The sequence below is a fragment of the Actinophytocola sp. genome (genome assembly GCF_049647105.1).
GTDB lineage: Bacteria > Actinomycetota > Actinomycetes > Mycobacteriales > Pseudonocardiaceae > Actinophytocola.
This window is the reverse complement of the sequence record NZ_JBARWZ010000016.1, coordinates 20,915-38,640: the sequence shown is the minus strand read 5'-3', so window position 1 is coordinate 38,640 and position 17,726 is coordinate 20,915. Positions and strand designations below refer to the sequence as shown.

Here is a 17,726-nt window from a genome sequence, read left to right as displayed (position 1 = left end):
GCCCGCTACGGCAATGCGCCACCCATCAGGGTGTCGTCCTCGTGTACGGACCGCAGCGCCGTGACCGTCACGTAGCCCTCTTCCAGCAACGCCGCGTCCGTGCCCGGCTCCAGCTCGCCGTCGACCTCGACGTTGCCGACCTCGATCGAGCCCTCGCCGAGCTGAGTCACCTTGTGCTGCACCCGCCCGTAGGTGGCGAGCCGCGCCCACCTGGCGGGTTTCACCTCCGGCACGTCCGGCACGTTCACGTTGAGCAACGCGCCCGGCTCCAGGTCCACCACCGAGGGCAGCAGCTCGCGTGCGACCCGCGCCGCACGCTCCCACGTCGGGTCCAGGTCCGGGTCGAGCGGCAGGTCCAGCGATATCGCGACCGCGCGGGCACCGTTGACGGCCCCGGTCAGCGCGGCGCCGACCGTCCCGGAGTGCAGGACCGCGCGGCCGACGTTCCCGCCCCGGTTGATCCCGGACAGCACGATGTCCGGCCGCCCGCCGAACCCGTCGTGGCACGCCACGAGCACGATCAGCCCGGGGTGCGCGGCGACGGCGTACGCCTCGACATCCGGCAGGCCGGGGAGTGTCCTGCGTTCCACCGCGACCTGCCGGTGGTCCTTCGCCGCGGTGAGTCCCGCGCTCGTGCCGCTTGACTCCGTGGCGGGTGCGGCCACCACCGTGTGCCAGCCGAGATCCACCGCACAACGAGCGAGTGCCACCAGGCCGGGGGAGTCGATGCCGTCGTCGTTCGTCACCAGTACGCGCGGGCCCATGCTTTCGGGCTACCCCGCCTGGGTGATTTCTACCCGCTCGACCAGCGTCCGCACCGCGTCGCCGCTGCCGCTGCCCAGCCCGTGCCGCGTGACGTTGAGCGCCCCGGCCGCCGCACCCAGCCGCAGCGCGGCCTCGATGTCCTTGCCCTGAGCGAACGCCGCCGCGATCCCGGCGGTCATCGAGTCACCGCCGCCCCTGGTGTCCACCGGTGCCAGCGACGGCCCGGCCACCAGCAGCTCGGTGTCCTCGTACACGGCGAGCGTGGGGTCCGCCGCCCGCGACACGACCACGACCTCGACGCCGTCGTCGATCATCGCCCGCGCCGCTTTGGTCAGCCCGGCGACGCTGTCGTCGTCGGCACGGCCGTCCTCGAGCAGTTCCTCGTGGCTGACCTTCACCACCGTCGGCGTCCCGGCGAGCGCGGCGGACAGCCGGTCCCCGGCCAGGTCCACGACCACCCGGCAGCCGTTGCGCACGAGGTCGGTGGTCAGCCGCTCGTAGACGGACACGGGCACGACCTCGGCGGCGGACTCGTCCACGGATCCGCTCAGCACCGCGACGCCCGAGTCCATCCCCGCCACGACGGCCAGCTCGTACAGGTCGTCCAGCTCGTGGCGGGTCAGCGGATCCGGCCGCTGCTCGACGACCTGGTTCCGGTCCCCGTCCTGGCGGTCGTGGACGTACGCGCCGTTGCGCGCGGTGACGTCCCGCGCCCGCACCTCGATGTCGTGCTCGGCAAGCAGGTGCCGCAGCACGCGGCCGGTCTCGCCGCCGAGCGCACAGCACAACGTGACGGGCGAGCCGAGCGCGGTGATCATTCGTGCCTGCCAGAACCCCTGCCCGCCCGCGTGCAGATGCACGTCCGGCTGCCCGTCGAGATCTTCCACCGTCACCGTCAGCTGAGGAGACGGCGCGAACACACTCACCCGTTCAGTCACAAAGGGGACATACCCACCTTTGGGTGGAAGTAACTCGGTTGACGTCGCACGGAAGATCGTCGGCATGCGGATGCACGCCGACGAGGCAGCCATCGACACCGCGCTCGTGCGGCGCCTGGTGGCCGGTCAGTTCCCCCGGTGGGCGGACCTGCCGGTCGAGCCGGTCCCGTCGTCCGGCACCGACAACGCGATGTACCGCCTCGGCGACGACCTGGCGGTGCGCCTGCCCCGCATCCCGGGTGCCGCCGAGGATGTGGCGCGGGACCGGCGGTGGGTGCCGTGGCTCGCGCCGCAGCTGCCGGTGGCGGTGCCCGAACAGGTGGCGATGGGCGCCCCTGCCGAGGGCTACCCGCACCCGTGGGCGGTGTGCCGGTGGCTGCCCGGCACCAACCCGGCGACGGCCGACGACACCCTGGCCGAGGATCTGGCGGATTTCGTGCGAGCGGTTCGGCGGGTGGACCCGTCGGGTGCGCCATCGGCCGGCCGCGGCGTGCCACTGCCGACCCGCGACGAGCCGACCCGGGCGGCCCTCGCGCGGTCGGCGGACATGGTGGACACGGCCGCGCTCACCCGCCTGTGGGACGAAGCACTGCTCCTACCGGCCCGGCAGGGCCCGCCTGCGTGGCTGCACGGCGATCTGTCCCCTGGCAACGTGCTGGTCGAGAACGACAGGCTCAGCGCGGTGATCGACTGGAGTTGCGCGGGCGTCGGCGACCCGACGGTGGACCTGATCGTGGCGTGGAACCTGCTCCCGGCGCGCGCCAGGCACACGTTCCGCACGGCACTCGACGTGGACGAGGTGACGTGGCTGCGTGGGCGGGCGTGGGCGCTGTCGATCTCGATCATCCAGCTGCCGTACTACGTGGACACGAACCCGGCGCTGGCCGCCAACTCGCGACTCGTGCTCGGCGAGGTTCTGGCCGACTAAGTTACTCGCCAGTATGGTGACGGCATGCCAACGCTCAAGCGGGATGACGACGTCTACGTGCTCGACCTGGGAGACGGCGAGAACCGCTTCCACCCGGACTGGCTGGCGGCGGTGAACACCGCGCTGGACGAGGTGGAACAGGCGCCGGCACCGCTGGTGACCACGGCGAGCGGCAAGATCTACTCGAACGGACTCGACCTCGAGTGGCTGGGTGCCCACGGCGACCAGCTCCAGACCTACGTCGTCGACGTGCAGGCGCTGCTGGCCCGTGTGCTGGAGTTCCCGACCCCGACGGTGGCCGCGATCCCCGGCCACGCGTTCGCGGCGGGCGCCATGCTGGCCCTGGCGCACGACTTCCGCGTGATGCGTGCCGACCGGGGCTTCTTCTGCCTGCCGGAGGTGGACATCAACATCCCGTTCACCCCCGGCATGGCGGCACTGATCCAGTCCAGGCTGACCCCGGCCACCGCGCACGAAGCCATGACGACCGGCCGTCGTTACGGCGGTACCGACGCGGCGGGGGCAGGCCTGGTGGACGCCGCGGTCCCGGAGGTGGACGTGCTCGCGAACGCCCTCGACCGGGCCCGCCCACTGGCGAACAAGAACCCGCAGACCCTGAAGGCGATCAAGGCGCAGATGTACGCCGGCCCACTGGAGGCGCTCCGTAGCTAGTGCCCCGTCCAGGTGGATTGGGGTGATTATCGGCGGATCCCGGTGTTCGCTGGCAAGGCGCCGGAAGGTCCTCGTACCGGGTTGTACTTGGGCCTTTCGGCAACGCGGCCAGCGGGCGGCGGGGCCGTCGAGAATCATGCCGTATCCGCCTGGACGGGGCACTAGTGATCCTCGGGCGGTCCCACCTCCGTCAGTGCCCGGTCGGCGAGTCGCAACCACCGCGCCACCCCGATGTCGGCAAGAAACCGGTCATCGTGGCTCACGACCACGAACGCCCCCTGATACGCCTTCAAAGCGCTGGTCAGCTGCTCCACGCTGACCAGGTCGAGGTTGTTGGTGGGCTCGTCGAGCAGCAGCAACCGCGGCGCGGGCTCCGCCCGCAACACGCACAACAACGTGGCACGCAACCGCTCGCCGCCCGACAGGGCGCTGACCGGCAGCGAAGCCCGCTCCTCACGGAACAGGAAGCGGGCCAGCAGGTGCATGGTCTCCGTGACGGACAACGACGGTGCGAAGGCCCGCAGGTTCTCTACGGTGCTGCGTGATGGGTCGAGCAGGTCCAGCCGCTGCGACAGGTAGGCGACCCGCCCGTCGGCCCGGCGCATCAACCCCCCGTCCGGTTCGAGATCGCCGCTCACCACCCGCAACAGCGTCGACTTGCCGACCCCGTTGTCCCCGGTCAGCGCCACCCGCTCCGGCCCGCGCACCGCGAGCGTCACCCCGTCGCCCGCGAACAGGTCCCGCACCCGGATCCGCTCACCGTGGAACACGGTCCGCCCGGCGGGCACCGCCGTTTCGGGCAGTGACAGGGAAAGCGTGTCGTCCTCCCGCAACGCGAGGTCCGCCTCGTCGCGCCGGGCCCGCGCGTCCTCGACCCGCTGCGAGTGCACACCGTCGGCCCGTCCCGCGGATTCCTGCGCCTTCCGCTTCAGCCCACCGCGAATGATCCTCGGGATGTCGGTGTTGGTGCGCGCACCGGTGGCGGCCCGCTTGGCCGCGCGTTCCCTGGCCTCAGCCATCTCGCGCTTCTCCCGCTTGAGCTCCGCCTCGGCGCCGCGCAGGTCCTTCTCGGCCACCTCACGCGCGGCCTGCTTCGCCTCGTCGTAGGCGGAGAAGGGGCCGCCGAAGAACACGAGCCGACGGGGCTCCAGCTCCGCGATCCGGTCCATCCGGTCGAGCAGCGCCCGGTCGTGGCTCACCAGCAGCAGGCACCCCTTCCAGTCGCCGAGGACGTCGTAGAGCCGCAGGCGAGCGGAGCGGTCGAGATTGTTCGTCGGCTCGTCGAGCAGCAGGACGTCCGGCTGCTTCAGCAACTGGGCGGCCAGGCCGAGCGACACGACCTGCCCGCCGCTGAGCGTGCCAAGGGTGCGGTCCAGCGTGACGCCGCCGAGCCCGAGCCGGTCGAGCTGCGCCAGCGCGCGTTCCTCGACGTCCCAGTCGGTCCCGACGATGGTGAAGTTCTCCTCGCTCGCGTCCCCGGCCTCGATGGCCGCGAGCGCACGCATGACGGGCGCGATCTCCAGCACCTCGGCCACGGTCGGCTCACCGGTGAGCGGCAGGGTCTGCGGCAGGTATCCGAGCACCCCGTCGACGGCCACGGACCCCCGGCTCGGCACGTACTCACCGGCGAGCAGCTTCAGCAGCGTGCTCTTGCCCGCCCCGTTGGGCGCGACGAGCCCGGTGCGCCCGGCACCGAAGGAGAAGGAGAGGTCGGTGACGACGGAGGTCCCGTCCGGCCACGAAAAGGACAGGTTGGTGCACACGATCTTGGACATGACGACGCTTCCATGGGCGCGGGCGTGCGAATGCCGCCCGGAGTCGACAGGGCAGAAGATGGCGCGACCGAACGCGGTGTCACCACGCGGGGCACCGCCGGTCAGGCTCCGGAGCTACCCGGAGACGTCGTCCTCGGCCACCATCGGAAGCGTGCTCCTCACGATCAACTGTCCTCGAACATAGCAGCACCGCGCGGCCAGGGGCCGACGGTTTTCAGCACCCTCCCGGCACCTTGACATCGCTTCGAACATTTGTTCGACTACTGGTAGGAGTCCGGCGGCGGGACCCGCGGCGGGAGGGGCCGCGGTTCGTGGTGGCGACCTCGGCGCGCTGCCGTCCGAGGTGGAGCACCCGGCTTCGTCCTCGGACTGGTGCGGAGTCCTGGATGGTGATCTTGCATGTGCGCTTTGAAAGGTTTGCCGATTTCGGTCCGGTCGGCCAGTCTTTCCGCCATGCCTGACGCAATGCCCGCGGAGACGGGTCGTTGGTTCCTCGCCGAGGGCATCGACGACATTCCCGCTCGGGTGCGCCAGGAAGGCGCGTTCATGCCGCGCCCATTGCCGTCGATGGTGCGGCTGCTGCCGCAGACCTACCGAATTCTCGCCGAGGCCGAACAGGCAATTGGAAGGCTCGACGAGGCGGCGGCGCGGCTGCCCAACCGTGCGGGGCTCGTACGGTTGGCCCAGCTGCGCGACGTACACGGTTCGGGAGAACTCGGCGGCGTCTTCTCCGCGTTGCGGGAACTGCTCATCGCGGATTTGCCGGGTACCGCGGGAAAATCCGGGGTCGACCTCGGCCTGCGGCGGTATCTGGTGGCAGGCGACGAGGCGGTCGCCTGGGTCCAGGCGGGCGGCGCGATCAACCTCGCACTGCTCAGCCAACTCGGCTGGATCCTCGACGGCACGGCCGAGTCGCTCGGGTACATCGAGGGCGACGAGGTGACCGAGGTGTCGTGGCGCACCGGGCCAGGTTGGCTCGGTGGGCCGGAACCACGCGATGCCTACCTGATCGCCGGGCCACCCGGCGCGGAGCTGCAGACCAGCGGCATGCAGTGGTCGGCCTGGGTGGACTCCGGCTGCGAGGCGCCGCTGCTGGCCAGGGTCGCGCTGGGGCACTACCAGCTGTCCGTGCTCGCGCCGGTCGCGCACGCGGGCCACCTCTCCCGGCTGTACATCACGCTCGCGCTGATTCGGGAAGGCGCGCTGGCCGACCCGCTGCTGCCCATGTCGGAATGGCTGAGCAGGCACCGCGACGAATACCGGGACCACATTCTCGGCATGGTCCACAAGGGTGATCTCGACGGATTCCTCGTGTTCTTCGCGGAGGGCGTCGCGGACCTGTGCCGCAACCAGCTGCGATTCATCGAACGGGTCGAACGAATCAGCGAGGAACACCTCGGCAGGATCGGCAGGCGCATGGACGGAATCGTGCGGGTCACCAGGGACCTCGCCGCCACCCCGATCACCACGAACCTGCAGATCGCGCAGCGGTGCGGAATCACCGTGCAACAGGCCGCGAGCCTGACGAAACAACTCCAGCGAATGGGCGTCATCCGCAGCATGAACGGCCACAACCACCCGCAGGTTTTCGCGGTCCCGGCCGTGATGGACCTCTTCGAGCTGAACTACCCGACCCCACCGGATGGCGACGACGAGGTGTTCGACAGGTAGGGGAAGTCCGGATCGCCTTCCGGCTCCGTCGCCAGCAGCGCCCGAACCCGGTCCGCCTCCGCCTCGTCGACACCGACGAGCATGGCGAGTGCCCGGCTCCACCAGCGCCGCGCGGCACCGTGCTGCCCCTGCTCCCACCGTGTCCGCCCGCACCACACGAGGACGCGGGCGTGGTCGGCCGGTGCCGCACCGGCCTGGATCATCAGCTCGTCGGCCTGGTCGAAGTAGCCCATGGCCGACCGCACCCGGCCCGCGGCGTGCATGGTGGTGCCGACCTCGGTCAGCCCGGCCGCCGTCCCGGGCTGGTCACCGGCGTCGCGGCGCACGTCGACCAGCGCCAGGTACGCGTCGAGCGCCTTCGCCAACCTGCCCCATTCGCGGTACAGCGAACCCAGTGCGCTCAGCACCCGGTCCTGGTCCCGCAGCCCGTCGCGACGCGCGATCGCCAGTGCACGCACCCGAAGATCAACTCAGCCGACTACTCGCGGAATCGGGTCTGACCAGTGCCTTTGTGTCAAGGACATGTCTCTGACAGAATGTCCGGAGCCGTGAAGGAAGGTGTGCCCTCACCGTCTCGGCTGACAGTGCACGTCGCGGTTCGAATCCGGTGGTGACCGAAGTGTCGCAGCAGACTGAGTCTGCCCTCAACTGCGCAAGCCTCTGAAGAATCGAGGTCAATTACGAGAACGAGGTCAACTCGCGACACGTTCTCTTAAGTCGACATTGCCATTCCTGATCGGCCCGAGTTTTGGGTCAAGCTACCGTATCGACCTCCTATTTCCGGGGCCCGCTGAAACGTCGATCCTCGATGCGTATGGTTAGGTTCGAGGGTTCGAGTGTCACCCCAGCGACTGGCCTTACTGGGCCTTCCTCGGTCGGAACAAAACTCCACCGGTGAACGATGGTAGCCAGCATTACGGCGAGTACGTTATTTCCGAAAACGTCTCCGATGCATTTTCTGCGACCTGCTCCAAATCCCATAAAGCTCGCGCGCTGCACGGGCGAGATTTCGTGGTTTCCCCAACGCTCGGGGAGGAATTTCTCCGGCTCTGGAAAGATGCTTGAGTCGCGATGGATATAGTACGGACTGAAAACAACACCAGCCCCTTTGGGGATACGATACCCGCCCAGGGTGGTGTCGGCCACCGCGAGTCTACTGATCAACCATGCTGGCGGATAGAGTCGGTTGGTCTCCCAAATCACCTGGTGTGTGTACGGCAGCTTTGTCAAATCCTCGTTGTCAGGCGCGGGACGGTTCTGCAGAACCGTGTCTACCTCTGAGCGGAGCGCTTCCAGGGTCTTCGGGTGCTGGGTCAGGAGCCAGATGGCCCACGAAAGAATAGCAGCCTCGGTCTCTACGCTTCCAGCGAGGATCGTCCGGATTTCGTCAAACACCTCTATGTCCGTCAGCCCTTCGCCGGTGGCCTGGTTTCTGCTGGCCATGATTATTGAGAGGACATCATTGTATTGGAACCCGGCCGACCGGTAGCTTTTGATTACCTCGTGGATGGCCGCGTTGAAGCGGCGTTGTGACCTGCGGTAGGCTAGGTTGGCTGGTAGTGGCAGTTCATGCGCGACCTTCACCGGGATGAGCACGCGCCGGTATGCTCCCCGCAGGATGTCGGATAGGGTTACTCGCAGTACTTCTGCGGCTTCTTCGGCATCCTCGGCAGCGATCAGGGTTTTTGTGCTGATGGTGGCGAACATGCGGAATGCTTCTTTATGGAAGCTGATCTCGCTTCCCGGTTCCCAGGAGTCAGCCAAGGTAGTCGCGCACTCGGCCATCGTGGCCGCGTACACCGCGAGGCGGGACCGTTCAAAGGCGGGCTGCATCTCCAAACGTTTGCGAGGATGGTCGGCCGCACTGCAGGACGCCAGGCCATTACCTGCGAACAGTCGAACGGCATCGATGATGGGTCCGCCCTTATCGTAGGAATGGTAATCGCCTACCAGGACCTGCCTGGCGAGTTCGGCACGCTTAATCAAAAAGGTGGTGCGTCCGCCTAACTTAAGCTTGAGGATTGGCGAGGGATGATGGCTAAGTTCTTCCAAGAGTCCCAGAGGGTTGCGAATCATGCGAACTGTGTGGCCGATCATCGGGAAACCGCCCGGAGCCAGTGGGCTTTCCTTCGCTTCATCCATGGTGTGCGCCTCTCACGTGTTGGGATCTGGTCAGGCAGGGCCGCCCATCATTTCGGAAAACTTTGCAGTTAGCTCGGCTTACCTTCAGTTAGTGGATATGCTAGATGCTGGTAGCGAACGGTGGTCATGCCCCAGTCCAGATGGCCGCGCATCCAATCGCGTAGGCCAGACAGGATCGAACTAACTGTGCTGTATGAGGCGTTTTTCAGGGCCTGCTCTTGCAGGTTCGCTAGGTTCCCCATGGCGATTTTCTGGAACTCGGCTACCCGTTTGGCGATCATGTCCTCTAGGCGGTGTGTCGCTTGTTCGGGACTCATGGATTCGTATCGCTCTAGAATCAGGACATAGTTATGCACGTCGCCGTGGGCGCGTTCTTTTTCGACGGTGAATATGTCGTCGGTCCAGCAGACGACGTCAGCTGCTGCGGTGACCAGTTCCTGGAAGGGCTCGCTTAGATAGAGGCAGTCGGGAAGGGTCTCTCCTATCGCGTATTCCAGCAGATCTAGCGACGGCCAGATCGCGCCCGCGTCACGCCGGGCTGCGGGGAATTCCGTCACGGTGGGTGTCCGGTTTGCTTGCCTGTTTGCAGACTCCCACCGGCATGCGGTGAGATAGTCACGGACGTGACCGTCAAACCTCCGCCGCCAGTGCTCAGGCATCGGCAGCAGCAGCCGCTCCCGTACGTCAGCGAACGCGTTGGAGAGAGCGAGGCTCGTCGGTCCTGGCTGAGCATCATCGAGAACGGGCAGCAAGCGAGCGATGAGACGGTCCGCCGTGTCCACCGACCGACCCGTGTCGCCCTCGTCGAATTGGTCGTCGATCAGGAACAGCCAGCCGATCCAGTCCGCACAGACCTCAAGCCTGCGCCGTTTGGACGCTAGCGCGTAGACGCGGGCGGTCAGGCTGCCGGGCGCGGTGCGCTCGAATCGCTCCCGTGCTCGGTCGGAGGAGACCAGGCCGCTGTCACGAACCCAGCGGCGAACATGGTCTTCCGCGTTCATCTCCCACCGGCTGACCCGCAACGGGAACACGGCCAGATGCCGGATCATGTCATCCACTTGGTACCTCGCTCGGTCATGTGAAGTTAGCCGCTGCGTGGTCGGTGGCCCTCCGCCAGCAGTTCCCGGAGCCGGATCACCAGCGGCCTGCAGGCGTCCAAGACCTGCTGCTAACAACCGGCAGCTCGGGCCCGCCTGCGGTCAACCCGATCGCGGACACGGGGAAACCAGACCGGATCGATGTCCCCGGCCCGCCGGAACTGGTCGTTCGGTGAAATTTGACATGTCGGCCGTCCTGCCTATCGCCGCCATATCCATGTCTCTTGGTAAAGTTCCGAACAAGTCGTGTGTGTCCACAGTTGTAGTTAACCACCACGGTCGGTGGATCGAAATCCACGCATCAGGTGGACATGTTTAACCTCGACATGTGTTTAACGGCGAGACCATCAGGTCCTTGATGCAAAACGTGCCGCGCGCGCAATTGAGCGCCCTGGTTCAGGCTCTTCTGCCGTTGGTGTGGGTGGGGTTTCATGATCGATTAGGGCGCACGCCGTGCGCCGTCTACGTTTCTGACTTGCGAAGGTAAGGAACGATCATGGACGGGACGGCGTGCGCCCTACGAGACTATTACGGGACCTGCTGGGGGTCCAGGACACGGTGGTCGAGTCGACCTATCGGGAAGACCACGGCGAGGACGACGGGTGGGATCTGGTGCTGCGGGTTCGGGCCAGAGCCGGGCAGCGGGGGCGGTGCTCACGCTGCCGGCGACGGTGCGCGGGCTACGACCGGCGCGGGCAGGCGCGGCGGTGGCGGAGCCTGGACTGGGGCGCGACCATGGTGCATCTGGAGGCGGAGGTGATCCGGGTGTCCTGCCCGGAGCATGGGGTCGTGGTCGCGCATGCGCCCTGGGCGCGCCCGACAGCGCGGCACACCCACGCGTTCGAGGACACCGTGGCGTGGTGGACCGCGCGCGCGGCGGCCTCGACGGTCGCGGAGTTCTTGCGCACCACCTGGCGGGCGGTCCAGGCCATCGTGGAGCGGGTGGTGACCGAGCAGGCCAGCAAGACCGACCTGCTGGCCGGCCTATGTCGCATCGGGATTGATGAGATCGCCTACCGCAAGGGGCAGCGGTATCTGACCTGCGTGGTCGATCATGACACCGGCAGGCTGGTGTGGGCGGCCGAGGGCCGTAACTCCGAGACTGTGCTGAAGTTCTTCGACGCCCTCGGCGCTGAACGCACCAAACAGCTCACGCACGTCTGCGCTGATGGTGCCCAGTGGATCCACACCCCCGTGAAGGCCAGAGCACCCCAAGCGGTGCTGTGCCTGGACCCGTTTCACGTCATTCAGTGGGCCACCGATGCTGTCGACACGGTACGCCGTGGACTATGGAACACCCTGCGCGGCAAGGGAAACACCGCGCAGGCCAGTGATGTTAAGGGACTCCGCTGGGCTGTGCTGAAGAATCCCGAGAACCTTACCGGCGCCCAGCGCACCACGATCGCGACCATCGCCAAGACCAACAACCGGCTCTACCGCTCCTACCTGCTCAAGGAGCAACTCCGCGCGGTGTTCGCCGCGCGAGGCAAACCCGGCCGGGTCCTGCTCGCCGGGCGGATGGCCTGGGCCGCCCGCTGCCGCATCCCCGAGTTCGTCAAGCTGGCCAAGACCATCAAGTACTACCTGCCGCTGATCCGCAACACCCTCGATCATGGACTGTCCAACGCCCGCAGCGAATCCACCAACACCCACCTACGCGTCCTCACCCGACGCTCCTACGGCTTCCGCTCACCTGAGGCACTCATCACCATGGCCATGCTCACCCGAAGCGGCCTCTGCCCGCCACTACCCGGAAGACCCTCACAGGACTGACACCAAACTCACCCACACGAACGGCAGTAGGTCCCGTGATACGTCGTCGTATGACCGGACGGCGTTTCACCGGATCCGGGGCGGTTAGTCCGTTCGGACGAATCCCGCGCGCGCGTGTGACGTTTGTGTACTGACTCGACGATGCAGGCAGGGAATGCAAATCCGGCAACGCCCATAATCCGCACGGCAAGGACGAGGTTCCCGTGGTCGAGCTTCCTGAACATGACCCGGTGTTGCGCGACAAGGTTCGTCGGTTGATGGGTGTGCTGCGTCAGCTCGCCGTCGCCAAGACGCGACCGATCCGGTCGATCACCAACTACGAGGAGATGCTGCTGCTCGCGGACGCGGCCGAGCATCTCCCGGTGCGTACCGCGGTGGAACCGGGAGACGAGATCCTGCGGGCTGTGCGGGTGCGGCGCGACCCTGAACCGCCCTGTCCGCGCGTCGTGGTGCCATGGATCGACCACGCCCGGGGGTCGCTCGACGAACCGGTACTGCGGGAGAGCGTGCTTCTTCCTGGAGTGAACCGGCCCAGCTCTGTCACCGACCACCCCGAAGTGGCCAAGCAGTTCTCGACCTGGATGGCCGCGTGGCGGCCGTGGGCGGCAGAGGAGCGTCTGCGGCGGCCACGCGCTGAACTGTTCCAGAAGCTGTTCGACCTGCACCGGATCGCGCAGGAGCGTCCGGAGTCGGTCGAGATAGTTGTCGCCGCGGGGCTGCTGCACGCGCCCGGCGAACAGGGTGAGGCAGGCGTCCGGATCCATCTACTCACCCAGGCCGTCAGCATCGAGCAGGACCCGCAGTCAGGTGCCATGGTGTGCGCGTTGATGCCGGAGAGCGTCGTCCGCCTCGAAGCCGAGGAAGTGCTGTCCGGCCTCGCATTGTTCGACCAGAGCGGGACCGCGGTTCTGCGTGACCGTCTGCTTGAGACAGTGTCCTCTCCGTTGGACCCGGCTGCCGTCGCCTACCTCAAGGAATGGGCAGGCCGCGCTCTGCTGACCGGGCACACCGTGAGCGAGGAATGGGCACTGCCGACTGGGCAGGTCACCCAGCTCGGTTTCGCCCCGGCGCTGGTGGCCAGGCGACGTGGCGCCTTCGCACTGCGCGAGTTCTACGACGCGATCACCCGGTCCCTCGACAGCGACGACACGCCGGTCCCGCTCGGCCTCGCTCAACTCGTCGAGGCCATCGAGCCGTCGGACCGGCTGGCGTGGCTGGAACGCACCGGCGGGGTCGGGTCTGCGGCACTGGCCGAGGACCCGCTGTTCCCGCTGCCCGCGAACGACGACCAGGCACAGATCATCGATCGGCTCGGTGGCGACAGCGGCGTTGTCGTGGAGGGCCCACCCGGCACCGGTAAGACACATACCATCGCCAACCTGGTCAGTGCCCTGCTTGCCCGGGGTCAGCGGATCTTGGTGACGGCGGAGAAGGCGCAGGCGTTGCGGGTACTGCGGGACAAGCTGCCGCAGCAGATGCAGGACCTGTGCGTCTCGCTCACCGACGCGTCGGCCAAAGGCAATTCCGACCTGGCGCGCAGTGTCGCGGCGCTGGCCGGTGCGAAGACCGACTTCAACCCGCAGTCTGCGGCGCGCCGCATCGCCGACCTGACCGCCCGCCGAGCCGAGGCCCGTGCCAGGAAGAGCCGGATCGTCGAGGACATCCGGGCACTGCGTGAGTCGGAGACCTACATTCATCCCGAGATCGCTCCCGACTACCGCGGGACGCTCGCCGACATCGCCCGGCAGGCTGCGGCGAATGTCGAGGTCGACGGCTGGATACCCGGGCAGGTCTCCGGCCCCGAGCCTCTGTCGGCGGGCGAGATCCGACAGCTGGTGGAGCTGCTGCGCACCGCGAGCGAACAACGCCGGTCCCGCCGGAACCAGCGGATGCCCAGGGCCGACGCCCTGCCGGCCGACACGTGGCTGGCGAAGCAGACCGAGATCATCGTCCGCGGTGATGCCGTGCGGGCCACCGACGGCAGCGGGCTGGTCGCCGTCCTGGGGGAGCTGCCCGGACAGGTGTTGTACGACCTCGACGTGGCCTGCAGGCAGGTGGCGGAAGCGACCGCCGCCCTGCGGGCCGCACCCACCGATGCAGCGTGGGCAACCCAGCTGACGAACTCGTTGCTCGCCGGCACCTCGATGCACCTGTGGCAGCGCGCGACCGGGCAACTCGGGCTCGTCGACGAAGCGATCTCGCACGACCAGCACGCCGGTTTCGTGCAGGTGACGGTGTCGCCCGCGCTCGACCCCGAGGTCGGTGCCGGCGTCTTCGAGCGGTTCGCCACCTTTCTTACGTCCGGTGGGCAGTCGCGCAAGATGTTCAAGGGCGTCGAGCAGAAGGCCGTGGAAGCGCTGGCCGGTGCCGTGACGGTCGCAGGCGTGGTGCCCAGCACCAGTGAGACGGTCATCGTCGCGGCCCGGCACCTGCGGGTCCTGGCGGCAGCGAGGACCCTCGCGATGGCGTTCGCGCCTCTTGGCCTGACCATTCCGCTGGAACTGGATCGCGGCTCCCTGGTCGAACGCCTCCGGCAGGTTCGTCACCTCTGTTCGTTGGTCGGGGCGGTGCTCGCCGCGGGCAGTGAACTCGCGAAACCCCTGTCCGTTCTGCCGGCCACGACCCGGCCTGCGCTGACGTCGATCGACCACCTGGATCTGATCGGCTCGGTCACGAGCGCCGTGGCGGACAGCATGCGGGCCGCTCTCGCGCAGGCCGAGCTGGTCCGCACCGCCGACGAGGTGCTCGCCCTGGTGTCCACCTCCGCACGACCGCCGGAGCTGACCGCCGTGGCGGACGCGATCCGGGCGATGGACGTGGCCCGCTACGCCGAGGCACTGGCTGCGCTCGATCATGCCCGAACCCAGCAGCGGGACCAGCTCGTCTGTGACGAACTCGACCAGCGCCTGACCGATCGCGCGCCCGAACTGCGCACCATGCTGGCTGCGACGCCGGACCACCCCGACTGGCAGACGCGGCTCGCGCGGTGGTCGCCGGCGTGGGCATGGGCGTGCGCCAGGACGTGGCTCGACGAACGAGCCCAGCACGGACTGGAGGACCAGCTCGACGCCGAGCTGGCGTCGACGGTGAGCGACCTCGCCGTGCTCACCGCCGACCTCGCGGCGGCGAAGGCCTGGAAGGCCTCGATGGAGCGGATGAGTGCCCGCCAGGTGCAGGCGTTGCAGAGCTACCGGTCGGCCATGTCGAACGTCGGCAAGGGCACCGGCAAGTACGCGGAGAAGTTCCGGCAGGCAGCGCGGCAGGCCATGGTCGTCGCCCAGGAGGCCGTGCCAGCCTGGGTGATGCCGGTGCAGCAGGTGCTCGCGTCGATCCCGGCCGAACCCAACGCGTTCGACGTCGTCATCGTGGACGAAGCCAGTCAGGCGGAGCTGACCAGCAGCTTCCTGCTCTGGCTGGCGCCAAGAGTGATCGTGGTCGGCGACGACAAGCAGTGCACGCCGTCGGAGATCGGTGCCGGATCGCTCAACCCGATCTTCCAGCGGTTGGACACCGAGCTGCCGGACGTGCCGGAGTACCTGCGCGCGGACCTCACCCCGAAGTCCAGCATCTTCTCGATGCTGCGTTCCCGCTTCGGGCAGATGGTCCGCCTGCGCGAGCACTTCCGGTGCATGCCGGAGATCATCGCCTGGTCGTCGAACGAGTTCTACCTCGACGCCCCGCTCGTGCCGGTGCGGCAGTTCGGCGCAGATCGCCTGCCTCCGCTGCGCACCACCTATGTCAGCGGCGCCTACGTCGAGGGACAGAACGCCACGTTGACCAACCCGGTGGAGGCGAAAGCCATCGCCGACTCCGTGCTGACCTGTCTCGACGATCCGGCATACGACGGCAAGACGTTCGGCGTCGTGGTGCTTCAGGGACAGTCCCAGGTGGACCTGATCACCGCGGAGATCGGCGCGCGGATGAGTGCCGAGGACTGGGAGCAGCGACGCTTCCGCGTCGGCACACCACCGGACTTCCAGGGCGACGAGCGGCACGTGGTGTGGTTGTCGCTGGTCGTGGCCCCGGAACAGAACTTCGCGTCGCTGACCCGGGACGAGTTCCGCCGTCGGTTCAACGTGGCCGCGTCCAGGGCGCAGGACCAGCTCTGGCTGTTCCACTCAGTCACCGCCGACCGACTGCGCACGACCGACCTCCGCCACTCCCTGCTGACCTACATGCTGAGCACCGGCTCGGCCCCGCTGCCACCTGCGCTCACCGACGTCTCGCCCGATGTCCGGCAGCCCCCGTTCGACTCATTATTCGAACAGCGGGTCTTCCTCGACATCACCGCGCGCGGCTACCACGTCACACCGCAGGTAGAAGCCAACGGACGGCGGATCGACCTGGTGGTGACCGGGGCGGCGGGCAAACTGGCCGTCGAATGTGACGGCGACGCATTCCACACCACACCGGAGCAACGGATCGCCGACCTCCAACGCGAACAGGAGCTGAAGCGCTGCGACTGGACGTTCTGGCGGGTCCGCGAGTCCCAGTACTACCTGAACCGGGAACGCGCGCTGTCGTCACTGTGGCCCACCCTCAACAGCCTGCGCATCGGTCCGCACGCCACCGCCACGGACGCCGCCGCCGGCGAGGCACAGGTGGCGTGGACGCCGACGACGACCGCGCAGCCCGACGAACCCACACAGGACGAGCCAGAGCCCGACGAGATCAAGCCGGCGGAGCCGGTACGGCTCGCCACCGTCACTAGTGACCCCGTGGCGACCGCTCCGCTACCGTCGAATTCGGACCTGACACCCGACGAGCTCACCAGATCGTTGACGACGCTGGCCAAAGCCGGCCCGCTGTCGTCCGTTCAGGTAGCTGAGCAGTACGGCATCACCACCGCGGAAGCGCGGGAGGTGCTGACACGCATGGTGTCGATCGGGCTGTTGGCACGGATCGGACAGACCCGCGGCACCCGCTACGTCCTGCCAGGAGACGTCCCGTCGGTCAGCACACCGGAGGTATCGCAGCCGACCGCGGACCAACGTACGCAGGTACTGCGTGAGGCTGGTCGGCGGGCGCTGACCAACGAGATCGTCCGAGACCTCCTCGCAGTGGATGCCGACACGGCTCGGGCCACGCTCGCGGCGTTGGTCGCCGAGGGCTTGCTCGACAAGCAGGGACAGCGTCGAGGGACCCAATACGTGCTCGCCGAGCGACTGGACCGACTTGACGCCGACCTCAACGACCCGGAGCTACACGCGGTATGGAAGTTGTCCGCGACCCGGCCGATCACCAACGCCGACGTGCGCAAGGCGTTGCAGGTTAGTGCGAACCGCGCCCAAGACCTGCTCCGCGCCCTCTACGAACGCGACCTGCTAGAACGCCATGGCCCACGAGGTGAGCGGCGGTACAGTCGTTCGACGTGACCTGTGCCCCGAAAGCACCAAGGTGGTGGACGCGCAGCCCGCGTCCACAACGCTGCCGAGAACACTCGACGGCGAAAGATCGGCTGAAGCAACCGCGCGCGGCCAGCTCGCCTCACGTCGTAGTGCTGGACAGTCTCGCAGTTACGGGTTCGTGCTGGCTATATGAGCTGCAGTGCGCCGCCATACGTCGTCCGATGAGGTCGTGGCCTGGATAGTGATGAACGTGGATGTGCTGGTTACGGCTGCACAGGGGCGAACCTGCCGCTGATACCAGTCGCAGGCCATGGGGTGGCGCAGGGTGTGGCCGAGCAGATGTCGCCGGCCACGGTGCGCCGCTGGCTGGCCCGGGACGCGATCAAACCCTGGCAGTTCCGGTCGTGGTTGTTTCCCCGGGACCCGGATTTCGCGGTCAAGGCCGAGCGGGTGCTGGACCTCTACGAAGGTCGTTGGGAGGGCCGCAAGCTCGGGCCGCGGGAGTTTGTGATCTCCAGTGATGAGAAGACCTCGATCCAAGCCGGTGTCATTGGTCGTACAACCAGGACTGTGCAGGAACCGGCGAGACAAGACCACCAACAGCCGCAACGACTGGC

11 protein-coding genes are annotated in these 17,726 nt (G+C 67.6%); 5 read left to right on the top strand and 6 right to left on the bottom strand.

The genetic code is table 11. The features are described from left to right. Positions 1 to 5: 5 nt before the first annotated feature. On the bottom strand, positions 6 to 764 hold the full coding sequence (gene surE, locus WBA97_RS02065; RefSeq protein WP_424228912.1) for a 5'/3'-nucleotidase SurE: 759 nt from the start codon (positions 762 to 764) through the stop codon (positions 6 to 8). 9 nt (positions 765 to 773) lie between these two features. Then, entirely contained in the window at positions 774 to 1,703 is a 930-nt protein-coding gene (locus WBA97_RS02060; RefSeq protein WP_424228911.1) for a 1-phosphofructokinase family hexose kinase, read from the bottom strand. Between the two features lie 64 nt (positions 1,704 to 1,767). On the opposite strand from WBA97_RS02060, the gene WBA97_RS02055 reads away from it, so the two are divergent. Together WBA97_RS02055 and WBA97_RS02050 are read left to right on the top strand one after the other, a co-directional pair. Next, a complete protein-coding gene (locus WBA97_RS02055; protein WP_424228910.1) occupies positions 1,768 to 2,631 on the top strand; it encodes an aminoglycoside phosphotransferase family protein in 864 nt (287 codons plus the stop codon). Positions 2,632 to 2,655: 24 nt separating this feature from the next. Beyond that, positions 2,656 to 3,303 carry an enoyl-CoA hydratase-related protein gene (locus WBA97_RS02050; protein ID WP_424228909.1) on the top strand — a complete coding sequence of 216 codons (648 nt, stop codon included), beginning with the start codon at positions 2,656 to 2,658 and terminating at the stop codon, positions 3,301 to 3,303. 161 nt (positions 3,304 to 3,464) lie between these two features. Here the strand turns inward: WBA97_RS02050 and WBA97_RS02045 are convergent, their stop codons facing one another. Continuing rightward, positions 3,465 to 5,078, bottom strand: coding sequence for an ABC-F family ATP-binding cassette domain-containing protein (locus WBA97_RS02045; RefSeq protein ID WP_424228908.1), 1,614 nt, complete (start codon positions 5,076 to 5,078; stop codon positions 3,465 to 3,467). A gap of 453 nt (positions 5,079 to 5,531) precedes the next feature. Between WBA97_RS02045 and WBA97_RS02040 the strand changes: the two genes are divergently transcribed. Continuing rightward, entirely contained in the window at positions 5,532 to 6,749 is a 1,218-nt protein-coding gene (locus WBA97_RS02040; protein WP_424228907.1) for a Fic family protein, read from the top strand. On the opposite strand, the gene WBA97_RS02035 is transcribed toward WBA97_RS02040, so the two are convergent. From WBA97_RS02035 to WBA97_RS02025, 3 genes are all read right to left on the bottom strand, one after another. Beyond that, on the bottom strand, positions 6,704 to 7,207 hold the full coding sequence (locus WBA97_RS02035) for a hypothetical protein (RefSeq protein ID WP_424228906.1): 504 nt from the start codon (positions 7,205 to 7,207) through the stop codon (positions 6,704 to 6,706). The two genes, WBA97_RS02040 and WBA97_RS02035, sit on opposite strands and share 46 nt — an antisense overlap. Before the next feature lie 316 nt (positions 7,208 to 7,523). Continuing rightward, positions 7,524 to 8,891 (bottom strand): cytochrome P450, encoded by a 1,368-nt coding sequence (locus WBA97_RS02030; protein ID WP_424228905.1) that lies wholly within the window; start codon positions 8,889 to 8,891, stop codon positions 7,524 to 7,526. 68 nt (positions 8,892 to 8,959) lie between these two features. Then, the gene (locus WBA97_RS02025) at positions 8,960 to 9,940 is read right to left on the bottom strand and encodes a terpene synthase family protein (protein ID WP_424228985.1); all 981 of its coding nucleotides are present in this window, start codon (positions 9,938 to 9,940) and stop codon (positions 8,960 to 8,962) included. 558 nt (positions 9,941 to 10,498) lie between these two features. Here WBA97_RS02025 and WBA97_RS02020 point away from each other — a divergent pair. Further along, entirely contained in the window at positions 10,499 to 11,761 is a 1,263-nt protein-coding gene (locus WBA97_RS02020; RefSeq protein WP_424228904.1) for an ISL3 family transposase, read from the top strand. A 257-nt stretch (positions 11,762 to 12,018) separates the two neighbouring features. Then, entirely contained in the window at positions 12,019 to 17,136 is a 5,118-nt protein-coding gene (locus WBA97_RS02015; RefSeq protein WP_424228903.1) for an AAA domain-containing protein, read from the top strand. Positions 17,137 to 17,726 lie beyond the last annotated feature (590 nt).